Here is a 26949-nt window from a genome sequence, read left to right on the forward strand (position 1 = left end):
TTGCATTCCTTCTTATGACGAATAGGGTATAATACTATTTATTAACATTAAAGGAGTGTATGGAAATGTCATTAAATTCTTGGTTCGAAAAAGGCATGACTTTTCAAGAATATGTAGAAGCAATGAATGTAAATAAAGAAGAACTACTAAAAATCTATAATGAAATTACGATTCCTGAAAGTACACAAGTAAAACTTGAACAATTAAAGAATCGTCATTGGAAGGTTGTTACATTAACTGCGGATTGGTGTGGAGATGCACTACTTAATGTACCTGTCATACAGAAAATGATGGAAATAGCTAATATCGATACTAGATATTTAATTCGAGATGAAAACCTAGAATTAATGGATCAATATTTAACAAATGGTAAATCTCGTTCTATACCAATTTTTGTTTTCATGGATGAAAAAGGGGATGAAGTAAATGTATGGGGTCCACGTTCTGCGGAGATTGAAGAAATTGTTGTTGAAATGAAAAAAGAGCTTCCAGATAAAGATGATCCAAGTTTCCAAGAAAAACAAACTGCTGTTTTTAAAGCGATTCGAACAAACTTCGTAGAAGACAAAAAATACTGGAATTCAGTAATTAATAGTGTAGAAGCGAAATTATTCTCATAATAAAAAGTACAGGTTATTTAGTTGAACTATTTTTCAATTAAATAGCCTTTTTATATATTTTCTTACCAAAAAATTAGATTGTAGATTTCTATTAGATTTTTACTATAAAAGTAACTAACGAATCCACCCATTGCGATGAATGGACCAAAAGGAATCGGATTACGCCGCTTTAATTCTCCAGACAATATTACAACTAACCCGTAAATACTGCCTGAAAAACATGCAAGCATAAATGCAATAAGGGTTAGTTTCCAACCTAAAATTATTCCTAGCACACTAAATAACTTTATGTCTCCTCCCCCCATGCCACCATTAGTAATCACATTAATTAGAAGCAAAATCATAAATGTTCCTAACGCACCTACTATACTACTCCACCATGGATCCAATGGAAATAAGATTCGTTCAAAACTAAAAATAAATAAAAAGAATAGTAGAATGCGATTAGGGATAATCATATAGTTCACATCAGAAACAACAATAATGATTAATAAAGATATTATCGAAAGAGCGATCAGTAACTCTTTATGAAAACCAAATTCATAGATGGAAAAAACAAATAACATAGCTGTTAGTATTTCAAATAATACATATTGTTTGGAAATAACTAAGCCGCAACTTCGACATTTCCCTCTTAGGAGTAAAAACGAAAATACCGGTATTAATTCTAACGCACTCAATTTATGTCCACAATTTGAACACGAGGAACCCGGTAAAATAATCGATTTCCCGATAGGTACTCTTACCCCAACAACATTAAAAAAAGAACCAAATACTAGACCTAATACAAAAAAAGTAAAGTAGACTAATGCTATGATTACCAACTCCTTTATAGTCATTCAACTAGTTTAGTTAAGGATCATTATATCATTGGAACATAATCTACTTATTTATTAAAAAAGAATACTTTATGAAAAAATAAGAATACTTGCCGTTAGCGGAGACAGAGGTAATTTGATAACTACCTCAAATACTCTTCCTGACTGCCAATCTATCCTTTTTAAGTACAAAAAAAAGCAATCTACCATTCTTAAGAAAAGTAAATTGCAGTTATTATTATGTTTAGTTAATTACACTACCTGAGCCAGCAAATTTAGGTTTCCAATAAGAATTAGAAAGACTTACAACAGCTACACCCTTACTTGAAGTCGCTGAAATAAAATTATTATTTCCCATGAAAATTCCTACGTGGCTAATACCTTTTTTGTATGTATTTTTGAAGAAAACTAAATCACCAGGCACTGGCTTTTTAACAATTGAACTAACAGTATACATTGACTTAGCTGTTCGAGGTAATGTAGTACCTACTTTTTTGTATACATACCCTACGTAACCTGAGCAGTCAAAACCTTTAGTACTTGTACCACCAAAACGATAAGGCACTCCAGTATATTGTTTAGCGATTTTTGTTACCTGATTTTTCTTTGAGTATGGGTTATATGTAGATGCTGCTTGTGATTTAGTCGTAAAAAATACCATGCTCAGTAAGCATACGAAAGCTATAAGGACTTGCTTTTTCATCTCTTTCTCCCCCTTCATTGATTAATTTTAGTCTAACAAAATACAATTTTGAAAGCCATTACAGGAGTGTTACAAATTGTCGAAGTGTTTGTAATACTACAAAACCCTGTTGGTTTTTGCCATAAATATGTAGTAAAAATGACGATCATTCGACAGCTATATAAATCTAGTGTTAAAAAGGTCCGACCATTCAGTACAAAATGAAAACAGACTGTCATTAGACAGTCTGTTTAGTAAATACTATACAATTAAATTAAACGATAAACTCTAGCTTCAAAAGGTTTAAATTCCATGTTTTCAACTAATTGATAATCAGTTAATTCAATGTTCGTTAAGCTTAATTCTGCATTCTTTTTCGTAAGTTCTTTCGGTAAAGTAAATTTTTGTTTCTCTGATGATAAATTTGTAATGACTAGGAATGTTTCTTTTTCACCTTTTCGAGTATAGGCATAAATAGGTTCATTTTTAACGTCTAGATATTCATACGGTGCATAAACTAGTGCCTTATTTTCTTTACGCAATGTGATCATCTTTTTATAGAATGATAAAATCGAGTCTGCATCTTTTTCTTGGATTTCAACATTTATTTCATTAAAGTTATCATTCGTTTTAAGCCAAGGTTTACCTGTTGTAAATCCTGCATTCTTTGTACCGTTCCATTGCATAGGTGTGCGAGAATTATCACGGCCTGTTTTCCATAAAATGTCTAGAACATCTTGTTCAGTTGAACCATTTTCAATCATGGTATGATACATATTTTTTGCACTTACATCATTATAATCATTGATTGATGTGTAATGAACATTTGTCATTCCAATTTCTTGTCCTTGGTAAATGAATGGTGTTCCTTGCATAAAGAAATACATGACTCCAATAGCTTTTGCTGAAATTTTCCAAAATGTTTTATCATCGTTTCCTAATGTACTAACTGCCCTAGGTATATCATGGTTCTCTATAAATAATGCATTCCATCCATACCCTTCTAGACCGATTTGCCATTTAGTAAGTACTTCTTTTAAATCAGCGATTGAAGTTTCAGTTTCATCGGTTTTCTTCCAAAGATCTAAACTTTCGAATTGGAAAATCATATTGAACTTTCCTTCTTTTTCTCCAACCCACAGGTGAGCATCTTTCGTTGTTACACCATTTGCTTCACCGACTGTCATAATGTCATATTTATCAAATGTTTCACGTTTTAGCTCATCCAGATATTTGTGAATTCCTTCTTGATTCATGTGCATATCAAAGCTTGCCACATATTTTTCTTTCTTTGGATTTGGCATATCTGGAAAACCTGGTCGTTTTTTTATATGACTGATTGCGTCTACTCGGAAACCGTCAATTCCTTTATCTAACCACCAATTAATCATGTCATAGACTTTTTGTCTTACTTCTTTGTTCTCCCAATTTAAATCAGGCTGCTTTTTTGAGAATAAGTGTAAGAAATATTCATCTGTTGCTTCATCATATTCCCATGCAGATCCACCAAAAATACTTTCCCAGTTGTTTGGCTCATGGCCAGATTTTTTTCCTTCTCTCCAAATATAGTAGTCTCGATAAGGATTATCTTTAGACTTTTTAGATTCTACAAACCAAGGATGCTCATCACTTGTATGATTGACTACTAAATCTAAAATTAACTTCATTCCTCTTTCGTGAACATTCTTTAATAACTCATCAAAATCAGCCATTGTACCAAACTCATCCATAATGTCTTGATAATCTGAGATGTCGTAGCCATTATCATCATTTGGTGACTTGTAAAATGGACAAATCCAAATAACATCTATACCGAGTTCCTTTAAATAATCTAATTTCGAAATTACACCTCTTAAGTCACCAATTCCATCACCATTTGAATCCATAAAGCTACGTGGATAAATTTGGTAAGCAACCGCTTCCTTCCACCAACTTTGATTTGTCATAATCTCTCTCCTCCAAATGCATAAAAGCGTTTTCAGTATTGACTATATTAGTAGCCATCAATAATATTTAAGTACAATTTTATTGCAACCGTTTGCACATTATTATCTTAACATTCAACTAACTATAGTTCAATAACAGAAATTAAGAGCCAGATTACACTTTATTAGAACTTTCTATTCTAACTCCCTTATGCTGCCAGATTTTAAAAGCCGTTTGCACAAAAAGCAAAAAAAAAGCAACTTAGGATTTCCCTTAAGCCGCTTATTGTTCTAATTTCTTAACATCCTTTACCCTGGCTGAAGGATGTATTTGAACATCTTCTGTATATTCCACAAGGTCAATTACACATTTTGGTCCAATTGTTACAGCATCTCCTCGAACTACACTTGCTGTTGTATAATCAATTTTTACTGCACTTCCCTCAATTATATCTGATTTGAAGTTCATTCGATTGTTAAAAAGTTTAGTAAAAACACGTGTAAATATATTATTTTCATCGAATCGACTAATTTCTATTGTTTCTCCACCAATTTCAGGTATATAGCTAAATCCACTATGAGGTAAATAGCCAAATCCCCCATGAGTAATTTTTACGTTTTCAGCATTTAATAATCCATTCATAGATAAGTGACCTTTAGCTGTAAACACTTCACATTCAGAACCTTTTTCTGTAGAAAGCGATCCTTTTACAGTAATTACTTCAGCCTTTACTATTCCTGTCGTTTTCATTGAGCCTGAAACATTAATACTTTGAACATTTAAGTCGCCCTTTGTTTTAAAGCTACCGCTAACATTCACATCTCCACCAGAAACTTTTCCATCAATTGAAGCCGATCCGCTGACACTCATTTTTTTTGCATCTACATCACTTAGACATTTAGCGCTCCCACTGCAATTAAAATAATCAGTTTCGACTTTTCCATTGAATTTTGCTGAGCCACTTACTTTCACTTCATGACAAAAAATATCACCAAGTATTCGTCCGCTTCCACTAATTCTAACGTCATCATATTTGCCAGTACCAATTGTTCCAGAACCGTTAATAATTGCATTCTGCTTTGATTGCACGCTCACAATAATCTCTCCTCCATAATTTATTTAATTGATTTATTTAAATAGCTCGAGAGAGTAACATTGATTAAGATTGAATCCTTTTGATCAACAAACGTCTCATGTTGATTTCCAATAATCCATGTACCCATACCAAATTTTCGAATATAAATGACAGTCGCTTCCTCCATGTTGATTTGGTTTTTATGCGTTTCTACTAAATTTAAAAATTGCTTTATTTCATCTATTGTTACACTTCCATTTGAAAGCCACTCGTTTACAAAAAGTAATGAACATAGTTGAACCGTACCTAAATGCTCTGATTTAGTATTTGGAAAAAGTGATTGATATATTTGTAAGACTTGTTTCGGGATTTGCTCCAAAGATAAAGTAGCATTCCCACGATTAGAAACGATTTCTTCATTGATTGAAAACACTTTAGCAATATCATCTAATGATTGATCATCCTTCAACTCTTTTATTTTTTCAATCCGATCCAAAATTTTCTGTTTTGGAAAAAACGTTTCCTGTCCAGTGAAGCTTGATTTTTTCATAAACCACTCTTCAGGAATGATATTTTTCCTTTTCCATCTATAAAGCTGCCCGTACGATATGCCTGTAAGCTGTAGTAAATCTTTTTTGGAAATTAATTCTTCACTCATATGACACTCCTCCTGACACGAGTATAACAAAACAATGTTTTATTGTAAAGTAGTCGATTGTACCACTTTTTATATTTACTTATTCAATTTCACAACAATATTATGCGTAACATTGTTTTAATAAAATTCATTTTCATATAAAGAAAACTCGTCGATTGACGAGCTTTTAAGACAGAGACGTTATTGTACTTATACTTTTTCCATAGAATTGCCTATTACATCGAGTATTCTACAATTTATGAATGAATTTTAAGTAGCAATCTTATTGTACATTTATCTAGTTAGGATCGTCCTTATCTTTCATCCTAAATTAAATCCACATCTTCTTTCTCAAGAACTACACTTACTTGATATTCCTTCAAGTCAATGGTTCTCTCGCTCGTAAATTTGACCCCTTCTTTTTGGAGGAAACGCTTTTGCCTTAAAAATCCTTCTTCATCTTGGATTCCAATTTCACCTTTAGCATTTATCACTCTATGCCATGGCAATTGGTATTTTTGTCCCATTGAGTGTAAGATTCTTACAACCTGTCTAGCTCCTCTTGGACTTCCCGCCAATTTTGCAACTTGACCATATGTCATTACTTTTCCTGATGGTATATTTTTAATAACTTCTATTGCGCTACTAGTAAAAGATTCCATTTTTTCCCCTCTAAAATTCACATTTTGCTATTTTATATTAATTTTACCACATAACTTATTATGCCTATTTATTAATAAAATAGTGTCAGTCACTACTATTAATGAATAGTCTAGTTAGTAGATTTAAATATTATCGGGAGGATGATAGTGAATTGAATGCTAATTTTTTAATAGCTTTACGAGAAGGCCTTGAAGTTTCCTTAGTGATCGGGTACTTACTCATTACTTTAATTCAGAGTAAAAAACAGCATTTAATTAAGTCAGTAGTTTACGGAACGATACTTGGAGTAGTAGTTAGTATTTTTGCTGGATTTTTCTTATTTACAACATTCGGCGAACTAAATGGAAATGTTGAACATACAATCGAAGGTGTAATCCAATTAATTGCATCATTGCTAATCTTCTATTTTATTTACTGGTTAAGTAGTCAAAGTAGCATGAATATCTCAGATAAACTAAAATCAGAAGTTAAAATAATAGATAGTAGTATTTCATTATTTTTAATGGCAAGCGTATTTGTAATCCGCGAAGGCTTAGAGCTAGTTCTGTTTGTTTTATCCAATGCACATACAATCGCCCTTGTTGGTATGATTTCTATACTATTAGGAATTATAGCAGCTATCTTAATCGCATATTTATTTATCAAAACTACAATTAATTTAAATATAAAAGTGATTTTTACTTTACTAGGTATTCTATTAATTTTCTTTGGAGGTAAAGTATTTACTGAAGGTCTTTTCTCCTTTATTAATGCTACCCCACTAGTTGAACAAATCGTCTATTATGGATTTGTGGTCATTTCACTAATTATTTTATTTAGAAACAACATACGATCATTTTTCAAAAAAATAGGGTAGATTCGTCTATGGCTGCTGTCCTAAAATACTTCTATGAGAGAAGAAAACCTGCAATCTAATGAGGGTTTTCTTCTTTATACTAATTACAGTTTTTGTACTTAACATCACTTTTCTGTATAGTTTTTCACATTCATACTATAATATTTTTATAAGAGAAAGAAAGGTCGGTTACAATGAAAATTACAATTTCCGAAGATGCATTAAAATGGTTTCAAGATGAGATGAATGTAAAAGAAGGAGATACTGTTCGTTTTTTCGCGCGATACGGTGGAAATAGTACAATACATAAAGGCTATTCTTTAGGTGTTACGAAAGAACAACCTGTGGACATTGGAGAATCTATCACCATTGATAACGTTGTCTATTTTATAAACGAAACAGATTTATGGTATTTTAAAGATTATCATTTAAACGTAATTGTAAATGAAAATAATGAATTACATTTTGATTATGAACTGAAATAATCAAAGGAGCTTAGGTAGCGTTTGTGCCTAAGCTCTTTTTGTTAGGTAGTCTTATTAGATAGCCTCTTTTTTGTTTTTCATTTAACAGTGTTTTGTTTTAAATATAAAAGAGTGCCTCACTATTTAAGTGAGGCACTCTTCATCAATTATTCTTCAATCTTTTTCTTTTTGCTTACTAACTTATAAATAACTGGAATGATGATTAATGTTAAGAATGTTGAAGTTGTTAAACCACCAATTACAGTTACTGCTAATCCTTTCGAAATTAAGCCTGATGTTGAATTTGAAAGGGCCATTGGTACTAATGCAAGAATTGTCGCTAATGCTGTCATTAAAATTGGACGTAATCTTGTTTTTGAAGCTTCGATTAATGCATCAGTAACTTCTAGTCCATTTTTACGGTTATGTTCAACACGGTCTAATAATACAACCGCATTCGTTACAACAATACCAATTAACATTAATAATCCGATCATTGCACTCATTGATAGTGTTTGCTTACCAATAAATAACGCTAAGAAAGCTCCCACTGGTACAAAGATTAATGATGTTAAAATAACAAACGGTGTTCTTAAGCCACCAAATGTCATACTCATGATTAAGAATACTAATCCAACAGCAACTACCATTGCTATTCCTAGACTGCTGAATCCATCTGTCATCATATCTAAACCGCCGCCAATTTTCATATCGACGCTTTTTGGTAAATCAATTTTATTTAAGTGTTTTGTTACATCTTTTGTAACTGTTGCAGTGTCTTTCCCTTTAACTTCTGCACTAACTGATGCATACATTTTCCCATCATCATGGTTGATTGAAACTGGTGCATCCTTTTGAGAAATTGTTACATAGTCTTTAATTTCTTTCGGACCTGTTGCAGTCATAAATTTAATTTTTTCAATATCTTCTTTTGAAGTTGCTTTATTTTTATAACCTACAGTAAGCTTATTTGTTTGTCCATTTAAGTCGTACTCACCGATTTCGACGTCATTAATTTTTTCATTAATAGCTCCCATAACTTGTAACATTGAAATATTTTCATCGCGTGCTTTATCGTTTAATGTAATTTCTAATTTAGGTTGTACATCTTTTAAATTATTAGAAACATTTTTCAGACGATCATCACTATTTAATTCTTTTTCAATTTTTGATGCTGCATCTTTTAAATCATTAAAGTTTGCAGAATATAAATTTACATCAATATTATTCCCTGTTGGAGGACCATTTTGAGATAGTTCTTTTGCCGTGATCGTTGTACCTTTTACTTTCGCATCAACAATTGGAGGAACTTCTTTGTTGATTTTTGAAAGCTCTTTATTCATGTTCTTTCCATCTTTTAGATTGATTTGGAAGATCGCTTTATTTTTGCCACCATCCATATTCATTATAAAATCACGTTTTCCACCAACAGTAGCTTGTACACTGTCAATTTTGTCTGAATCTGCAAAGTATTTTTCTAATTCTTTAGCAACTACATTTGATTGTTCCACAGTACTATTCGATGGAAGAGTTGCTGTCACTTGGAGTGTTTTATTTACATTACCTGGTAAGAATGAGAATCCTAATAAAGGAATCATCGATAATGAACCAGCTAATAAAACAATTGATAATAAGATAACAATCCATTTACGTTTTAATGCCGAACGAAGTAACTTTTCGTAACCTCTCATAAAACGAGTATCATTACTGTGTTCTTTTAATGGTTTTGATAAGAATTTTGCTCCTAATGTTGGAATTAAAATGATCGCAACAATTAGAGAAGTTAAAATCGAAACAACTACTGAAATAGCAAATGGTCTAAAGAATTCTCCAATAATACCACTTACAAATGCTAAAGGTAAAAATACTACTACAGTTGCAAATGTAGATGATGCAATAGCACCAATTACTTCTTTAGTTGCATATAATGCCATCCCTTTTCTCTTATATTGATTACCTTTTTGCTGCTTCCATCTGTAAATATTTTCTATTACAACGATACTATCATCAACAATACGTCCAATCGCGACAACTAGTCCACCTAGCGTCATAATATTCAATGTATAACCCAATGAATTTAATACTGATATCGTTGCAAAGATTGAAATTGGTAATGATAAAATTGAAATAATTGTCGCTCTAATATTTCTTAAGAATAACAGAATAACAACTACTGTAAATAACGCACCTAATAGACCTTCTTTAATTAAAGAACTAACGGATTTCTCGATTTCTTTACCGTTATCCATAATGACATGCGTTTCTACTTTATTGTCTTTCTTAAATGATTTAATTTCTTTTTTAACTGATGTTGCTACATCAGCTGTATTTGAATCTTGTGTTTGAGATACAGATAAAATATAACTTTCTTTTCCGTTATATCTAGAAATTTGGTCCTGAACTGATACTACTTTTACATCTGCAATGTCAGCAACAGTAACATTTTTTGGGGTTACTGTTTGTGCTTGTGCTGCACCTTTACTTAGTTGTGCTCCTTGAGTCATTGAACCCATTTGTGCACCAGCTGCACTAGATAAAACTGTATTTTTGATTTGATCGACTGAGTTTAACGTACCTTTCATTCGAACAGAAACTGTTTTTCCATTATTTTCAACGGATCCTAATGGCACAGCATAATCTAAACCTTGAATTGCCGTTTTAATTGTGTCTAAAGAAATCCCTTTTTCTTCAGCTTTTTTATTATCGACAACAATTTGAATTTCTTCGTCTTTTGTTCCTTGAAGACTTACATCACTTACACCATTGATTTTTTTAATTTGAGGAAGTAAATCTTTTTCAATTGATTGTTGTAAATCTTTTACTTGACCGTTATTTGCAATTGCAACTTGATAAATAGGAGCAGAATCCATCGCAATACGTTGAACTGTCGCTTCTGCTTTATCTGGTAACTTTGTTTTATTGATAACATTATCAACGTCTTTTTCAATTTTATCCATATCCGTTCCAAAAGGATAAATCAAAAAGATTGAAGCCATATTTTCACTTGAAGTACTTGTTAACTGATCATAGTTTTCAAGCTTCATTAAACCTGATTCGATTGGTTTAGTGACCTCAGTTTCTATATCCTCAGATGATGCACCAGGGTATACTACCTGTACTGCAACTGCTGGAAATGAAACATCAGGAAATGTTTCAATTTGAATTTTTTGGGCAGAATAAATTCCCCCTATTAAAACAAGAACACTTAATATAATAACTGATATTGTGTTCTTCAAACTTAATTTCGTTAAGCCTGCAAACATAATGTATCTATTTCCCCTTTCGATTGGTTACAATTCTAATACTTGATTAGTCTATCAAATCTATATGAACAGAATATGAACAATTTAGAACATAATTTGAACTTTTTGATACTACAAGTTTTTCGGAAGGATAATCGTAAAACTAGTTCCTTTTCCAACAACACTTTCAACTTCAATTTTCCCATGATGTATTTCAATAATTTTTTGTACAATCGAAAGACCAAGTCCGGTTCCTTTTTTATTTCTAGAACGATCTGCTTGATAAAAACGTTCAAAGATCCTCTCAATATCCTCCTTACTTATTCCTAGTCCACTATCGCTAATCATGACGTGAATGTTGTGATCTAATTCCAAAATATCAACTTTAATGTACCCAGCATTATTTGAGTACTTAATCGCATTTTGAAGTAAATTAATCCATACTTGTTCAAGTAGTAAACGATCTGCTACTATTTCTGTTTGTGGTAAATTTAAAACTAATTGGAGCTTTTTACTTTCCCAATGAGGCTCTAATGCCAAAATAATTTTTCGAATCTGTTCATCTAATTTGTATGGCGAAGGAAGGAATGGGTGTTGCTCAGAGTCTAATGAAGCTAGATTTAATAATCTTTCACTCATCATAGAAAGCCGTTCACTCTCTTCCTCGATGATAGATAAATAATGTTCCTTTTTCTCTTCCGTTAATTGCTTATTTCTTAAAACCTTTGCAAATCCCTTAATAGATGTTAACGGTGATTGAATTTCATGAGAAACATTCGAAACAAATTCACTTCTCATTTCTTCTAACTTGTTTAATTTATTCGTCATGAGATTAAAATTTGAAGCTAGTAGACCAATTTCATCTTTACGTTTAATCGTTACTTGTACGTCATAGTTACCTTTAGCTAGTTCTTTTGTAGCCTGAATTAGCTCTTTTACTGGTTTGACTAATAATTTTGCAACAAATAAAAATGTCACTGATCCAATGATTAATGTTGTCAGTAAACTAAAAAAGACAACTCTATGCATTTTAAAGAACCCACGATCAATATTAGGCTGAATAAATAAAGCATATTCGTGTTCATCTTTTTTAAAAGGTAGACCGATGAGATATCCTTTTGTTTGAACATCACTTTTGTTTAGTACATTTAATACTTGTTCTTTTTTTATATTCTTCTTTTTTAGTGCTGTATTTTTCAAAACAATTTTACCCGACTCATCATACAGTGATATATAAAAATTTTTACTAAGAATTTTTAAGGTCGCATCTACTCCATTTTGATTATCTTGTTTAGAATAGATGGAAATAAAATTTTCTCCAACATCAATTAAATCACTTTGTACTTCTGTTTCAACATGTTTTATAAAGTATTTAGAAGCGATAAAAAAAGTAATGACTAAACTCGACAAAATAACTGAAATAAAAATTAAAACCAATCTTGTGTACATGCTTTTCATGTGTGATTTTCCTCTAATTTATAGCCTAAACCTCTTATTGTAACGATTTCGACTGTAGCCTTTAACGCTCTTAGACGCTCTCGTATTCTCTTTATATGCACATCAACTGTGCGTTCATCTCCTTCATAATCCAGTCCCCATATTTGCTCAATCAAATCATTTCTCGTAAAAATTCTTCCAGCTTGGCTTGCAAGCTTCAACAATAATTCGAATTCCTTTAATGGTAATGTAATCGATTGATCACTCGTAGAAATTTCATATTTAACTTGATTAATCGTTAAATTACCGACAAAAATATTTTTATCAGATAGTAATTGGAATCTTCTTAATAGAGCTTTTACACGGGCTACGATTTCCAAAGGATCAAACGGCTTAACAACATAATCATCTACCCCAAGATCAAATCCTTTTAATTTATCTTGAGATTCACCTTTTGCTGTAACCATTAAAATCGGAATATCATAATACTTTTTAACTTCTTTTGTCAGCTCATATCCATCTACTTCAGGCATCATCACATCAACTACTACTATTTGAATATTATTTTCTTCCAGTATTGTTAATGCTTCTTGACCATTTTCAGCCTCAATAACTGTATAGCCTTCCCCACTTAAAAAGATAGAGATTAACTCCCGAATATTTGGATCATCATCGACAACTAATACTTTTACATGATTCAATCAATTCACCTACTTACATTTACAAATAATTATGTACATATTATATAAACTCATTATGAACTAAATATGAATTATGAAACCAAAACTAACTATATAAAAAAGAGAATGGCTTAATTGGCCACTCTCTTAAGGAAGTTTTTATTTTCTACCTATTTTAAAATCGTAATTTTCTACAATATTAATTAATCTATTCTCACGACTTTACCTGATTTTCGCTCTCTAACGATTCTCTTCCTATTCCCAGACTTTCCACATCTATATTTTCCATTTTCATCATCTACCACTGAATCCTTACGAGTCATAAATACTGCTATTAACATAGTTAAAATAAGAATCCCGCCAAATATATACATTTCTAGCACTACATAACCCCCACTTACTTTATCAAAATTGAATGCAAAAAAGACACTAGGAAAATCTCCAGTGCCTTCATAAGACATCATATTGGAAACCTTCTCCCTACACGCCTACGAGGTTAGCTGTCGGATTCGGACCTAAAAAGTAGCCCTACCTAAAAAGGATTCACCCCAAAGTACAATTGCACAAAAATTGGTTCCCCCGCTTCAAATTGAAATGTCCCTCAATAATAGAAGAAACACTCAACTAAAACTCAGCGATCAATGGTCATTTAATTATATATATATTACTTAAATAACAATTCAACTACTAAATTGTAAACTATTTTACTACTTAAAGAAACTAATATGTCTTTTAATTAAGAATGCTGGGCCAATAAATGACCATTATAATAATCATTTCCTTGTTAATTTTTATATCGTAAGAATAAGTAATATTACTTATTCATAAAAGTTTTTTTAGGAACTAAATAAAATACTATTCTATGGAGAATCTTTTATTCTTTGAAATAGAAAAAGGATTGCCGCAGCAACCCTTTCTTAGCCTAGGCTATTTCTCCCAAAGTTCAACCAATCTACCTTCAGGATCTTTAATCCAAGCAAACTTACCATAATCACTATTCTCTTTTTCCCTTGCAAGAGGTACACCGACTTGTTCAAGATGCTTAATCGTCTCGTCTAGATTAAATACTTGAAAATTTAACATCACTTGCTGTTCTGTTGGAAAATAACTGTCTTCTTCAGTAAAGAACGAAAAGATCGTTTCATTTTCGGAATCAGATTTAATAATCGTCCCATTCCAATTTTCTATTTCAATATTCAGCACTTTACTATACCATTTTTTTAAAGCATCCAGATTTTTAGTCCTCCAAAATATTCCCCCGAAACCTTTTATCATCATAATTTAATCCCTCATTTTTTTTAAATTTCTTTAAAATTACTTACTTTGCATAACTTTCTCTATTCGACGATCCGGTAGTAACCACATAATAGCAACGATTACATAAATTATTTGAGCGAACCAAGGCCATATCAAAGACGTGCAAACTCCAGATAAGTAACAAACCACAGAAGCTTTTCCTTTCCAATCGTTTCCTATTGCCTGTTTTAACTTTGAATTCTTTCCTTCTTTTTGGATAATGATCCCCTGCAATATAGTGTAAGCTATTGCTGCCAGTAAGAGTATTACACCATAAAGCATTGTTGGATAAGGCTTATAATGGTTTTCTCCCATCCAACCAGATGCAAATGGAATTAAGGATAACCAGAAAAGCAAATGAAGATTTGCCCACATTATTGATCCTGTCACCCTTTGTAAAGTGTGTATCATATGATGATGGTTATTCCAGTAAATACCTACATAAATGAAACTAAGTAAATAACTCAGAAAGGTTGGGAAAAGTTGTAATAAGTCTTGTATATTTGGACTGTGAGGAATCTTAATTTCTAGGACCATAATTGTAATAATGATAGCAAGTACACCGTCACTAAAAGCTTCCAACCGATTTTTATTCATTGTTTACTCCCTTTTATTATTTGTCTTTTTATTTTATTTGTATTTTTATCTAATTAAATTCCTTGTTTTCTCGGAAAAACTTAAATTTTTTTATAGGTTAGTTTAAAGAATGCCCGTCACTTAACAAGCCTCTGTTCTAAATCCCTTTTTTGACGCAAGTGATGACGAAAATGCATATAAACCAATTCATACCATTCCCTTGCATTTAGCCATCCAAACCCTCCATGCTCGACTTTATAATTTGGGTTAATCTGATTCACTTTCGACTCCCATTTGCTTAACCTTAAAATGACTTGATTTATTCTGCTGATAAGCTCGTCCTTGCTATCTGAATTATTAGGTGGATCATTTAGTTCATCTGGTAATCTAATTTTAATTGGTGGAAATCCCCCAATCTTATATAAATTCTCACCAAATTCCGTTTTTCCAAGGGGTTGTTCATCATTTAAGGTGGCGCAAATTTCCATGTTATCTAGATATTCATGGGCACAAATGATTAAATGGTCATACATTTGACTAATAGACCAAACATCCTCTTCAGATTTATACCTTAACTGTTCTAAAGTGTAATTTTGAAGCTCATTTTTATATGTATTAATCAGTTCAAGTTCGCTCAGTGTTTATTCCTCCTTTGTATTTACTTAAATCTAAATTTTTTACATTTTTTGCATATGTAACTAATCATTTCAATATTCGTATACAAATCCCTTCTTCAATATACCTACCATTTATCTCAAATAAAAAATCGACTTTGCAGTCGATTTTTATTTGTACAACTATATTTACTATTATATACGAACTATAATCGAGTCCTAATTACTAAATGAAGTATTATTTATATAGATTCACAAACACAAAAAAGGAATCTCCTAAATGAATGATTCCTCAAAAATTTTCTTTAACTATGATAATTCCAAATAACTTTTTAACTTCTAATATGGAGTAGGTGTAGGCGTTCCCGGTGGTCTCCACCAAGATTCAACTGTTTTCCAAGCTGTATTATAATCATAACCTTTTCCCATCAAATAACCTATAGCAACTGCTTCTGTTAACGCATGTTGATAACCAAGTTGTTGTGCTTCTTTTAATCCATGACTAACAGCAGGGTTTATTACTGTTAGAATTTGTTGTGGATTTACAGCTTGTTGTGGATTTCTATAATAATCAAAGTGGTTATAAAGTTGGTTGTAGAAATTCAAAATAACTTTCCTCCCTTTTAACTAACGAATTATGCAATTTTGGGCTATCGAATCTTTATAATATATGTAGGATTGGGATTTTGCGGAATAGGCTATAAGCATGGCTTAAAAATTTTTTAGATAAATAACCTTCCTCTTTCCACAAACTACCGAATACTTAATTTACAGTCAATTTCAAAGGTTGCTTTCGAGCATTGACTAGGTCGACTATCCGTCACAGAAAAAGACTACCTAGGTAGTCTCTCATTGTTCATCTATTAAGAACTTAAAAACTATTTTTGATTAAGTCCGGACTTGCACCGAAAAATACATTGTTAAGGTACTATTTTTTAATCTACATTTTCTACCAATGATTGATAAATTTCCTTCAGTGACCATACTTTCCCTTTTTCATCTTTATAAACAACATGTTCTCTTTGAAAGTGGGCAGGTGATTCCAAACCTGCAGCTGCAGCTAACCGAAATAAACCTTCACGCATTGAAATTAGATAATTTGCTGTTCGATATTTTTTTTCATCAATGACAAGGGCTTTTTGTAAATCAGGATCTGTTGTGGCTACACCGACTGGACATGCATTGGAGTGGCATTTTAATGCTTGAATACAACCAATTGTAATCATAAATCCTCTTGCGATATTAACAAGGTCAGCCCCCATAGCTAGCGTAATTGCTACTCGATCTGGCGAAAATAATTTTCCTGAAGCTATTATTTTAACTTGGTCACGTACGCCATATTTTCTTAAAGCATGGTCCATTAAAGGTAATGCAGATTTAATAGGCAACCCTACACTATCTGCAAGTTCCTGATATGTGGCACCTGTCCCACCTTCTCCACCGTCTACAGTAATAAAGTCCGGGCCCTTCCCAGTACTTTTTATATGTTTTGCTAATTCATCAGCTTCTTGACCACTTCCAATAACCACTTTCATTCCAACTGGTTTTCCAGTTTGTTCTCGAATTTGTTCCATAAAGTCGAATAATGAAGGAAAGTCGTGAAACTCTCGAAAACGATTAGGGCTATCAATCGATTTAAACGGCTCTACCATTCTTATTCTTGCAATTTCTTCCGTTACCTTTTCTCCATCAATATGCCCACCACGTGTTTTTGCACCTTGAGCTAATTTCAGTTCAAAAGCTTTCACTTCAGGAATTTTACTTTTTTCTTTCAATGCATCCCAATTAAAATTCCCCTCTTTATCTCTAACCCCAAATAAACCTGGGCCAATTTGCATAATAATATCCACGCCACCCTTTAGATGGTATTCAGACAAACCACCCTCACCCGTATTCATCCATGTCCCTTTCGCAATTGCTAATCCCTCTGAGAGTGCAGTTATAGCCTTTTCACCTAAGGATCCATAGCTCATAGCAGACATACCAATCTGGCCTTTTACAATAAAAGGATACCTCGTGTTTTTACCTATCACAATTGCATCACGATCATCCAATAAAAATGCAAGTGAATCATTTTTCTCTAATCTTTCTTCCTTCTGTGTAAATAAAGGCTCTTTAATCAATAAATATCGGTTTGTTGTTACGTTTATTTGCTGGTCCATTTTTAATTCTTCTGATAGTTTTGGAAACATCGAATTTCTAATATAATATCCTTTTTCTTCAAAGTCTCTTTTAGACCCAAATCCAAGGACATCTCGTTTATATTTTGCTTTTTTGACAATATGCTCATATTCTTCTCTAGAAAAAGGTTTACCTTCTAGATCATTGTTAAATAAATACTGACGTAACTCAGGTCCAATCGTTTCTAAGAAGTATCTAGCTCTTCCTATTACTGGATAATTACGGAGTATTGGATGCTGCTTCTGTCTTCGATCTATGAAGAACAAATAAAGTGTACCTATTATTAAACCTAAAAGTATTAAAGCAAAAAAAATGAATCCAAGGATAATTAAAACATTTGTTATATTCAATTATAATTCCCCCTTGAAAGTTCCGTAACATTGCTATCAAATTTAATTAACATTAAAATACTTCATTCATACTCTTCTTAATCAAGTTTCCGTTTTATTCTTTACATATTTCCTTTCAATTTATACAGTGCATTCATCATCAAATACACTCTTATTCAGCTAGAAAGCCATCTTGAAAAAATTAGTCTTAGATGTCTTCAATCGTTATTTAACAATTTCTTTTGATCATTTAAATATTCTTCATGTCTCCCATTTTTATTTAGAAGGCTTTTAATTTTTCACTTATAACTATTCAATAAATCAAAAAATAGTCCCCTAATTGCACACTACTGTCACAACAACAGAAAATGGAAGTGCCTTAGGTCTCGCTCCTTAAAAAATGAGTGGAAACCTAAGTCTTTTTTAATGAATACTAAGCGCAAAATAGTCTTTAAAATTAAAATCTAATTAACTTTTTTTCTCAAAAATAATAAGTTATTAAATTTTCTAGGACATGTTAATATTCTTCTTGTTAAATAGTGGAATAATATGGAATACTAATGCTAATAACTATTATTTTATTTGTTGAATAATAACTTCAGGAGTGTCTTATGAATAAGATTCGGATTAGTAAAGTAGGTTTATTTAAACTATTTTTCATTTCAATATTACTAGTTACATTTATATTTGTTGGAAAAAACGTACTTTTAAACTTCGACTTTAAAATGTTCTTTAACTATATGGAGTCACTAACCTTAATACAGTACTTTTTGATTTTCGCATTAGGAATTATAGCCGTATCTCCAATGTTTTTATATGACTTTGTACTTGTAAGACTATTAAAATTAGATTTTAGTTTTCGAAAAATATTAATGGTAGCATGGCTTGCGAATACTTCCTCAAACCTAATTGGTCTTGGTGGGGTTGCAGGTACCACCATTCGAACTCTTTTTTATCGAAAAGATCGCACCGGACCCGAAATTGTTAAAGCAGTGAGTAGTGTAACGATATTCTTACTTTCTGGATTATCGATATTGAGCTTAGTTTTATTTACTGGAATATTTGATTTATCATTTTTAAATGAATATAAGTATTTATATATCGCTATAATCATTGCAATTTGTTATTTCCCGGTAATGTTTTTAGTCGTTTATTTAAAACGTAATTTTTTCTCGGAGGATTTTTCCGCAAAATATATGCTTTCACTGGTTGTCATTTCCTTATGTGAATGGTCTTTTATTTTTTTATTCATTTACTTTATTTGTTTATTTTTGCATATCGACATTTCAATCATAGAGGTATTACCAGTTTTTTTAGTAGCGTCTGTTGCAGCACTTTTAAGTATGATTCCAGGCGGTTTAGGATCTTTTGATTTTATTTTCCTACTAGGTTTTACATACTTTGGAATTGATAAGGAAACGACACTTCTTGTTTTATTGATTTATCGTTTCAGTTATTTCTTTTTCCCGTTTGCTTGCGGGATTGTTTTAGCTCTTAAATTATTATGGAATAAAATAAATCAATCATTTAATAATATTCCAAATCAAATTTCTACTTATATAGGACATAAACTTTTAACGATTTTAGTATTTTTATCTGGTGTTATTCTTTTAGTTTCTGCTGCCGTGCCAAGTATGCTTTTAAGAATTAGTCTCTTAAATTTAATTTTACCTTCGACAATTATTAATATTTCACATTTAATTTCGGTCACAGCAGGTTTTACATTGTTAGGGCTCTCTCGTGGAATTGATTATAAAGATAAAAGAGCATGGTATATTACACTATTCATGCTAATTGTTGGGGCAGTTACAACCTATTCAAAAGGATTAGATTATGAAGAAGCACTTTTTGTATTAGCAGTTGCTTTTATATTATTTATTTCAAAGAAACAATTTTATAGAGAAAGCTTCGTTCTAACTTGGGGTAAGCTTATTGTTGATAATTTTATTTTATTTTTCTTTTTAGGTAGTTATTTACTCATTGCTTATATCAATCTACCTCAAACAAATGTCAAAATACCTGCTAAATACTTACCTTATATCCTTGTTAATTCGAGAGATATCGTGATAAGTGCAGTACTTGGTTTTGCAGCTGCTTTACTATTTTTTTATATCGCATTTTTTAAAGTTAAAAGAAAACAATTTGAATTTATAAATACGAAAGCTGAAGAAGAAAAGATAAAAGAACATTTTAATAAGTATGGTGGCACAGAACTATCACATTTGGTTTTTTTACATGATAAATATTTATTCTGGGCTCAGGATGAGACAGTATTATTTATTTTTCAGCCATATGCAGACAAATTAGTTATTTTAGGTGACCCTGTTGGTGAAAAATCTCGTTTATATCCTGCCATTGAGGAATTATTAAACTATGCTGATCAATATGGGTATACCCTCGTCTTCTACCAAGTAAATTCAAATTCACTATCCTATTTACATGAAAACGGTTTTGATTTCTTTAAACTTGGTGAAGAAGGATTTACTGATATCTCAACATTCTCTTTATCAGGAAAACGTAATAAAGGTATTCGTGCACTCTATAATAAATTTGAACGAGAAGAATATAGTTTTGAAATGATTGAACCACCTTATTCAAATGAATTCTTTGCGGAATTAAAGGAATTATCACAAGAGTGGTTGAAAGGGCGAAAAGAAAAAGGGTTTTCACTTGGCTATTTTGATGAGGATTATATCAAACTTGCGCCAGTAGCTATCATTAAAAACAATGAAAATAGAATGATTGCTTTTGCATCCATTATGCCAAACTATAATGAGCATACGATTTCAATTGATTTAATGCGTCATAGAGTTGACGCTCCAAAAGGAATTATGGACTTTATGTTTGTTAACTTAATTGAATGGTTTAGGTCTAAAGGTTTTCATTATTTTAATGTCGGTATGACACCTTTAGCAAACGTTGGTCTATCTAAGTATTCATTTACAAGTGAAAAAATTGCAGCGCAAATTTATCAATATGGACAATTTTTATATCACTTTCAAGGTTTAAGAAGCTTTAAAGAAAAATATGTTAATTCTTGGACTCCTAAGTTTTTGGCATATCATAAAAAAACATCCTTACCAATCACCATGCTACAAATTACTTCATTAATTTCTAGGTCTAGAAAAGATTAAATTTACTGCCAGTTAATGTATTGAACATTGACTGGCTTTTTTTGAATAAACCGGTTTCCATTTCAAACCTACTCAATTATTAATCAAAATTAAAAAATTGGTAAAAAATAATAGTTATTATTGCTTGCAAAATCATTTCTTATCAATTATGATTGTGTCATATTAAATTGTGCACAACTAATATAGAAGGATGTTGATTGAATGAATAAAGAAAATCAGCTTTTGCTTGAAAATCAATTATGCTTTTCAATTTATGCTTGTTCTCGAGAAATTACCAAATTGTATCGTCCAATCTTAGATGAAATTGGTATAACGTATCCGCAATATCTTGCATTGCTTTCACTATGGGAAAAAGATCAACAAACTGTAAAAGAACTTGGGGAAACTCTTTTGTTAGACTCAGGAACTCTTACACCAATGCTAAAGCGAATGGAAACTGCGGGACTAATTTCCCGTATTCGTGATTCAAGTGATGAGAGAAAAGTATTTATCACATTAACTGAGGAAGGTATTAAATTAAAAGAAAAAGCTTTCTGTATACCTGAGAAGTTTTTTAAGGAAAGTAATACTACTCAAGAAGAATTTTTTACAATGCTAAATCAAACAAAGGCTTTATTAAAGAAAGTTCAATCTGCAAATGAAAATAAAAAATAGTAATTTATATTAAGGAGAGATTGTAATGGAAAAATTATATACTGCTACAGCAACTGCAACAGGTGGACGTGACGGAAGAGTTATTTCATCAGATGATTTTATTAATTTATCACTTAAACCACCAGTGGAATTAGGCGGACCTGGTGGAGCAACGAATCCTGAACAACTTTTTGCTGCTGGCTATTCCGCTTGCTTTGACAGTGCATTAAATTTAGTAGCTCGTAACCAAAAAATTAAACTAGAATCTACATCAGTAACAGCAAACATAACAATTGGTAAAGACCCTGCTGATGGAGGGTTCAAATTAGCTGCTCAACTTGATGTAAAAGTACAAGGTGTTCCAACAGAAGTAGCTGTAGAGCTAGTTAAAGCAGCCCATGGAGTATGCCCATATTCAAAAGCAACTAGAGGAAACATGGATGTACAATTAAGAGTAATTGGATAATATTTAGCATAAAGGGAGAAGTTTAATTGCCCCCTTCTCCCTCTATCATTATCCTTGTTCTATTAACGTTTCATATTTTAATGAATCGTCTTTTGTGAAGAATTTTCTATAGGATAGAAGTGTTGAGGAGAATACACTAATTGCAATAGCGCCAATTAAAATACACTCTATTAGCAATTGATATTTAATTGCATATAAAGGACTTATGCCAGCAAAAATCATTCCCGTCATTGAGCCTGGTAAAGTAACAATTCCTACAGTTTTAGCTCGATCAATTGATGGAATTAAGGCAGCTTTAATAGAATTTTTTATGACATGATTTGAAGCTTGTTTAGTTGTTGCCCCTAAGCATAATGCAGCTTCAATTTGATTTTTACTTGCCTGAATTTCCACTCTAAGTCTCGTTAATGCTAAACTATTTGCATTCATTGATGTGCTAATAATCATACTTGAAATTGGAATAACATATTGAGCCTTCAACGCAATTTTGTTTGCTACCAATACAACTCCTAAAGAAATTATGACACCTAGCAAAATACTAATAAATGAAATAAGAAATGCGCCTTGAATTTGTTGTGACCTCTTACTCGAAGTATAAGCACCGAATAAAATCATACAAAACAAAATAATGATTACCACCAATAAATGTTGAATTTGCAGAATATACTCAAGTACATAGCCCATAATCATTAATTGAATAACTGTCCTAACTGAAGAAATGCCAATGTCCTTTTCAACACCAAGTTTTTGATAATAGGATAAGGCAATAGCAATTATAATTAATAAAAATGTCAGAGATACTCCTGTAATAGGTAAATTACCTTCCAATTTTTCACCTCTTTAAGCAATTGTAGAAAGAAAATTTCTCCCTAATTCCGTGCTTGGATTCATAAAAAACTCATTAACTGGACTCACTTCTACTAATTTCCCATCAATCAGTAACCCTATTCGGTCAGCTATTTGTTGAACTAGATCCATATTATGTGTAACAAGAATAATCGTTAAATTTTCTTCTCTTTTTAAAGTTAATAGAAGCTCCTGAATATGTAGAGTCGATTGTGGATCTAATGCTGAAGTAATTTCATCACATAATAAAATAGTTGGTTTCATGGCTATTGCTCTAGCAATCGATACTCTTTGCTGTTGACCAATCGAAAGTGTTGAAGCATTCCGATCAAGTAAATTCGTTTCTAATCCTACTTTTTCTATTAAAGATTTCGCAACTATTTTCGAATCTGTCTTATCATAGCGTCCGTTTAACTTGGCTCCAAATAAAATATTATCCCCAACGGTCCCTTCAAATAATGAAGGTGTTTGTAGAATCATTACAGCACTTTTTCTTAAACTTTGAGGCGTCATTTTGTATATTGATTGTCCATTTAGTTGAATTTCACCTTTGCTAATACCCTGTAATCGATTTAATGTCCGAAGCAATGTTGATTTCCCCGCTCCTGACGTTCCAATTAGGCAAAAAACTTCACCCTTATTCGTTTGAAAAGTAATGTTTTTAAGGATCGGACTACCAAGAATTTCTACACTTATATTGTTTATTGATAAGGACATTTTATTTCACCTCTTAGTAAATGAAAGGTGCCCCATTCAAGGACACCACAGACTGTTGACATGCGCTTGCAATCAGTCTGAAAATCAAACGTAATTCTACAAACTGAGGTGCCCTACTTTTAGGACACCTTTTTAAAAGTGATTAAATTATTTTTCTTCCTCGCCCGTGAGGTATGCAAAGTGGCGTTCCAAATAATGGGTCCTTCACAATATCGCAATTCATACAGAAAACGTCACAGATTAAGTTCTGATTAATGATGTTTTCTGGATCGCCTTCTGCATAAACTTTACCATTTGAAATCGCTACAACGTTGTGTGCATAACGACATGCTAGGTTTATATCATGTAGTACCATAACAATGGTACGCTGTTCTTTTTCATTTAATTCGTAAAGTAAGTCTAATATCTCAATTTGATGTGTTAAATCTAAATATGTTGTTGGTTCATCTAGTAAAATTGTATCTGTATCCTGAGCCAATGTCATCGCAATCCATGCACGTTGGCGTTGTCCACCTGATAATGAATCGACTAATTGATCCTTTAATTCATACATATTTGTCATTTTCAAAGCATGATTTACTTTTTCTTCATCTTCTTTTGACCATTGTTTTAACCAAGTTTGATATGGATATCTTCCTTGTTTTACTAATTGAAACACTGTTAACCCTTCAGGTGCAGTAGGACTTTGAGGCAGGATTGAAAGAGTGCGTGCGATTTCCTTTGTAGGTCGCTTACTTATTTCTTTTCCATCAAGTAAGATCGTTCCACTTTTTGGTTGAAGTAATCTAGCAAGAGAACGAAGTAATGTTGATTTTCCGCACCCATTAGCTCCAATTAAAACTGTTATTTTTCCTTTTGGGACTTGAAAATTTAATTCGTTTATAATTGTACGATCATCATACGATAACGTTAATTTTTCTGTTTCGATTGCACTCGTTGACATCTTATCACCTTTTTCCAGTCTTAAATAATAAATAGATAAAATATGGTGCACCAATTACCGCAGTAAATACACCAGCAGGTATTTGAATTGGACTAAAAACCGTTCTTCCAATTGTATCAGCTATTAATACCATAATCGCACCGATTATTCCAGATAAGGGAATCAATGCACCGTAAGAAGCACCTACTATTTTCCGAGCAATATGAGGTGCAATTAGTCCAACAAATCCGATTGCTCCTGCAAATGCAACTGCACCAGCTACTAATGCTGTACTTATAAATAACAAGATTAGGCGATTTTTTTCTACTTGAACTCCTAAGCCTGTTGAAACTTCATCTCCAAGTTGCTGCGTATTAATATGTCTAATTAACGATAAAGCTAGCGTGATAAAAACTAAAGTCCAGACTGTAATGATTTTAACTTGTTCCCAGTTCGCTCCATATACGCTCCCGGTTAACCACATATTCGCTTCAGTTGCTCTAAAAATAGGTCCAATAATCATAAAGAATGAAGTTGTGCTCTGAGCTAATGCTGAAAATCCAACCCCTACTAAAACTAATCTTAAAGGCTTTAATTCCCCATCCTTATAAGCAAAAGCATAGACAAATACTAAACTTATGATGGCACCGATAAATGCCGCTAATGGTAGCCATTTTATACTTACTGTTAATTGATTCGTACGATTATCACTAAAAATAGCTAAAAATAATACAACCGCAGCACCTGCCCCACCTGTAATTCCAAGAATATCTGGAGATGCTAGTGGATTTCTAACTAGTCCTTGAAGAATTGCTCCAGCGATTGCTAATGAAATCCCAGCTAAAATTGCAATAATGATTCGTGGCATTCGAAATGCTTGTATAAATAATTCATCTATTTTTTCACCTTCACCTAGAATAACAGATAATACTTTTGGAATTGAGATATAGCGGTCACCTAGCGTTAAGCTCACTATAAATGAACTGATCAGTAAAAGAATGGCAATTATTAAAACAGAAAATGATTGTTTATTTAATAGTATTGAAAAGTACTTGTTTCTTAATTTGATCATGTTCATTTAAATGTACCGCCTTTTCTTGCTAAGTAAATAAAAAATGGTGCACCAATAACTGCGGTCATAATACCAACTGGCGTTTCTTCTGGCATTAAAATATAGCGAGATCCTACATCAGCTAAAAGAAGTAAAATTGCCCCGCAAATACCACAAAATGGAATCATCCAGCGATAATCATTTTTAATGAATGTTCTAACTATTTGAGGGACTATTATACCAACTAATCCTATAGGTCCTGCTATACTTACAGCACCACCTGCTAGTATGATGACTAATACAACTAATGTCGTTTTTAATAAAGCTGTATTTTGACCTAAAGCCCTTGAGACATCTTCTCCTAGCATAAATGTATTAATCTTTCCACCAAGTGCAAGTGAGATCACCCAGGCTATGACGATATATGGTAATACCATATGTAAAGTATCAAGTGAACGCCCTTGAACTGAACCCGCTAGCCAAAATAGTACTTGCTCTAATGCTACTTCATTTGTTACTAGTAAGCCTTGGGTGATGGAGCTAAACATAGCTGTAATTGAAACACCAGCTAAAGTAATTTTTAATGGTGTCGCCCCGTCTCTCCCTATTGAACTTAACCCAAAGACAAATACGGCTGATAATGTAGCCCCTATAAATGAAAGCCATATAGTCGCATTAGGAGATTGTAAATGGAAAAATGTCAGACTAAATACAATTAACATCGAGGCACCAGCGTTAATTCCTAGAACGCTTGGTGATGCTAGAGGATTTTTCGTTAAAACTTGCATTAATAAACCAGCTATTGCTAAACTTGCTCCAACTATTGAAGCAATGATTGCTCTTGGTACTCGTACATTTTTAATAATTAACTGTTCATTAGACCCATTAAATTGTGTAAATGAATGGATTAAATTTGTAAGACTAGTATGCGTATATCCTAGTAAAATACTAGAAAAAAAACAGATCATTAATAATAAAATAAAAATTACTAATACGATAACTTTTAATCTTGGGTGAATAAGCATTTTATATCTCCTACTATTCTATTCTCTTCTATTAGTCTAAATGATATGAATTATCAAGTCAATGAGAATGATTTTCATTT

The 26949-nt window shown here is 32.1% G+C and carries 26 protein-coding genes and 1 riboswitch; of the genes, 6 read left to right on the plus strand and 20 right to left on the minus strand.

All coding sequences use genetic code 11. The annotated features are described in order from the left end of the window. Positions 1–65 precede the first annotated feature (65 nt). On the plus strand, positions 66–620 hold the full coding sequence (locus tag RAH41_RS05930; RefSeq protein ID WP_331221238.1) for a thioredoxin family protein: 555 nt from the start codon (positions 66–68) through the stop codon (positions 618–620). 62 nt (positions 621–682) lie between these two features. Here the strand turns inward: RAH41_RS05930 and RAH41_RS05935 are convergent, their stop codons facing one another. The 6 genes from RAH41_RS05935 to RAH41_RS05960 form a co-directional block, all read right to left on the minus strand. Then, a complete protein-coding gene (locus tag RAH41_RS05935; protein ID WP_331221239.1) occupies positions 683–1459 on the minus strand; it encodes a prepilin peptidase in 777 nt (258 codons plus the stop codon). Between the two features lie 223 nt (positions 1460–1682). Then, entirely contained in the window at positions 1683–2141 is a 459-nt protein-coding gene (locus RAH41_RS05940; protein ID WP_331221240.1) for a C40 family peptidase, read from the minus strand. Positions 2142–2389: 248 nt separating this feature from the next. Next, entirely contained in the window at positions 2390–4066 is a 1677-nt protein-coding gene (locus tag RAH41_RS05945; RefSeq protein WP_331221242.1) for an alpha-glucosidase, read from the minus strand. A 262-nt stretch (positions 4067–4328) separates the two neighbouring features. Then, complete coding sequence (locus RAH41_RS05950) at positions 4329–5141, minus strand: polymer-forming cytoskeletal protein (protein ID WP_331221243.1); 813 nt, start codon at positions 5139–5141, stop codon at positions 4329–4331. A gap of 20 nt (positions 5142–5161) precedes the next feature. Further along, complete coding sequence (locus tag RAH41_RS05955) at positions 5162–5779, minus strand: DUF4004 family protein (RefSeq protein ID WP_331221244.1); 618 nt, start codon at positions 5777–5779, stop codon at positions 5162–5164. A 305-nt stretch (positions 5780–6084) separates the two neighbouring features. Next, positions 6085–6420 carry an MGMT family protein gene (locus RAH41_RS05960; RefSeq protein WP_331221246.1) on the minus strand — a complete coding sequence of 112 codons (336 nt, stop codon included), beginning with the start codon at positions 6418–6420 and terminating at the stop codon, positions 6085–6087. A gap of 152 nt (positions 6421–6572) precedes the next feature. Here RAH41_RS05960 and RAH41_RS05965 point away from each other — a divergent pair, with 152 nt between their 5' ends. Both RAH41_RS05965 and RAH41_RS05970 read left to right on the plus strand, forming a co-directional pair. Further along, positions 6573–7277: an FTR1 family protein gene (locus RAH41_RS05965; RefSeq protein WP_331221248.1), complete on the plus strand. Its 705-nt coding sequence runs from the start codon at positions 6573–6575 to the stop codon at positions 7275–7277. 173 nt (positions 7278–7450) lie between these two features. Continuing rightward, positions 7451–7741 (plus strand): HesB/YadR/YfhF family protein, encoded by a 291-nt coding sequence (locus RAH41_RS05970; RefSeq protein WP_331221249.1) that lies wholly within the window; start codon positions 7451–7453, stop codon positions 7739–7741. Between the two features lie 146 nt (positions 7742–7887). Here the strand turns inward: RAH41_RS05970 and RAH41_RS05975 are convergent, their stop codons facing one another. The 9 genes from RAH41_RS05975 to RAH41_RS06015 all read right to left on the minus strand — a co-directional run bounded on the left by RAH41_RS05975 (position 7888) and on the right by RAH41_RS06015 (position 18096). Beyond that, a complete protein-coding gene (locus RAH41_RS05975) occupies positions 7888–10983 on the minus strand; it encodes an efflux RND transporter permease subunit (RefSeq protein WP_331221250.1) in 3096 nt (1031 codons plus the stop codon). Positions 10984–11094: 111 nt separating this feature from the next. After that, positions 11095–12420 carry a HAMP domain-containing sensor histidine kinase gene (locus tag RAH41_RS05980; RefSeq protein ID WP_331221251.1) on the minus strand — a complete coding sequence of 442 codons (1326 nt, stop codon included), beginning with the start codon at positions 12418–12420 and terminating at the stop codon, positions 11095–11097. Further along, the gene (locus tag RAH41_RS05985) at positions 12417–13100 is read right to left on the minus strand and encodes a response regulator transcription factor (RefSeq protein WP_331221252.1); all 684 of its coding nucleotides are present in this window, start codon (positions 13098–13100) and stop codon (positions 12417–12419) included. The genes RAH41_RS05980 and RAH41_RS05985 overlap by 4 nt, the downstream gene beginning before the upstream one ends. Positions 13101–13282: 182 nt before the next feature. Continuing rightward, positions 13283–13543, minus strand: a complete 261-nt coding sequence (locus RAH41_RS05990) for a hypothetical protein (RefSeq protein WP_331221254.1) — start codon at positions 13541–13543, stop codon at positions 13283–13285. 7 nt (positions 13544–13550) lie between these two features. Continuing rightward, a riboswitch (cyclic di-AMP (ydaO/yuaA leader) is annotated at positions 13551–13689 on the minus strand. A 317-nt stretch (positions 13690–14006) separates the two neighbouring features. Then, positions 14007–14354, minus strand: coding sequence for a VOC family protein (locus tag RAH41_RS05995; protein WP_331221471.1), 348 nt, complete (start codon positions 14352–14354; stop codon positions 14007–14009). A 39-nt stretch (positions 14355–14393) separates the two neighbouring features. Continuing rightward, complete coding sequence (locus RAH41_RS06000) at positions 14394–14972, minus strand: TMEM175 family protein (protein ID WP_331221255.1); 579 nt, start codon at positions 14970–14972, stop codon at positions 14394–14396. 116 nt (positions 14973–15088) lie between these two features. Beyond that, entirely contained in the window at positions 15089–15589 is a 501-nt protein-coding gene (locus tag RAH41_RS06005; RefSeq protein WP_331221472.1) for a DinB family protein, read from the minus strand. A 315-nt stretch (positions 15590–15904) separates the two neighbouring features. Beyond that, complete coding sequence (locus tag RAH41_RS06010) at positions 15905–16171, minus strand: hypothetical protein (protein ID WP_331221256.1); 267 nt, start codon at positions 16169–16171, stop codon at positions 15905–15907. A gap of 329 nt (positions 16172–16500) precedes the next feature. After that, on the minus strand, positions 16501–18096 hold the full coding sequence (locus tag RAH41_RS06015; protein WP_331221258.1) for an FMN-binding glutamate synthase family protein: 1596 nt from the start codon (positions 18094–18096) through the stop codon (positions 16501–16503). A gap of 590 nt (positions 18097–18686) precedes the next feature. Between RAH41_RS06015 and mprF the strand changes: the two genes are divergently transcribed. The 3 genes from mprF (at position 18687) to RAH41_RS06030 (ending at position 22308) form a co-directional block, all read left to right on the plus strand. Beyond that, positions 18687–21209 carry a bifunctional lysylphosphatidylglycerol flippase/synthetase MprF gene (gene mprF / locus RAH41_RS06020; RefSeq protein WP_331221259.1) on the plus strand — a complete coding sequence of 841 codons (2523 nt, stop codon included), beginning with the start codon at positions 18687–18689 and terminating at the stop codon, positions 21207–21209. A gap of 201 nt (positions 21210–21410) precedes the next feature. Continuing rightward, complete coding sequence (locus RAH41_RS06025) at positions 21411–21863, plus strand: MarR family transcriptional regulator (RefSeq protein WP_331221260.1); 453 nt, start codon at positions 21411–21413, stop codon at positions 21861–21863. A 25-nt stretch (positions 21864–21888) separates the two neighbouring features. Continuing rightward, positions 21889–22308 (plus strand): organic hydroperoxide resistance protein, encoded by a 420-nt coding sequence (locus tag RAH41_RS06030; RefSeq protein WP_331221262.1) that lies wholly within the window; start codon positions 21889–21891, stop codon positions 22306–22308. 48 nt (positions 22309–22356) lie between these two features. On the opposite strand, the gene RAH41_RS06035 is transcribed toward RAH41_RS06030, so the two are convergent. The 5 genes from RAH41_RS06035 to RAH41_RS06055 form a co-directional block, all read right to left on the minus strand. Then, entirely contained in the window at positions 22357–23136 is a 780-nt protein-coding gene (locus RAH41_RS06035) for an ABC transporter permease (RefSeq protein WP_331221264.1), read from the minus strand. Between the two features lie 12 nt (positions 23137–23148). Next, positions 23149–23871, minus strand: coding sequence for a phosphate ABC transporter ATP-binding protein (locus RAH41_RS06040; protein WP_331221266.1), 723 nt, complete (start codon positions 23869–23871; stop codon positions 23149–23151). A gap of 142 nt (positions 23872–24013) precedes the next feature. Next, positions 24014–24814 (minus strand): ABC transporter ATP-binding protein, encoded by an 801-nt coding sequence (locus RAH41_RS06045; protein ID WP_331221267.1) that lies wholly within the window; start codon positions 24812–24814, stop codon positions 24014–24016. A gap of 4 nt (positions 24815–24818) precedes the next feature. Further along, the gene (locus RAH41_RS06050) at positions 24819–25871 is read right to left on the minus strand and encodes an iron ABC transporter permease (RefSeq protein WP_331221268.1); all 1053 of its coding nucleotides are present in this window, start codon (positions 25869–25871) and stop codon (positions 24819–24821) included. Continuing rightward, a complete protein-coding gene (locus tag RAH41_RS06055) occupies positions 25868–26869 on the minus strand; it encodes an iron ABC transporter permease (protein WP_331221269.1) in 1002 nt (333 codons plus the stop codon). Before RAH41_RS06055 ends, RAH41_RS06050 begins: the two co-directional genes overlap by 4 nt. Positions 26870–26949: the final 80 nt, after the last annotated feature.

This window comes from Gottfriedia acidiceleris (assembly GCF_036421055.1).
GTDB lineage: Bacteria > Bacillota > Bacilli > Bacillales > Bacillaceae_G > Gottfriedia > Gottfriedia acidiceleris_C.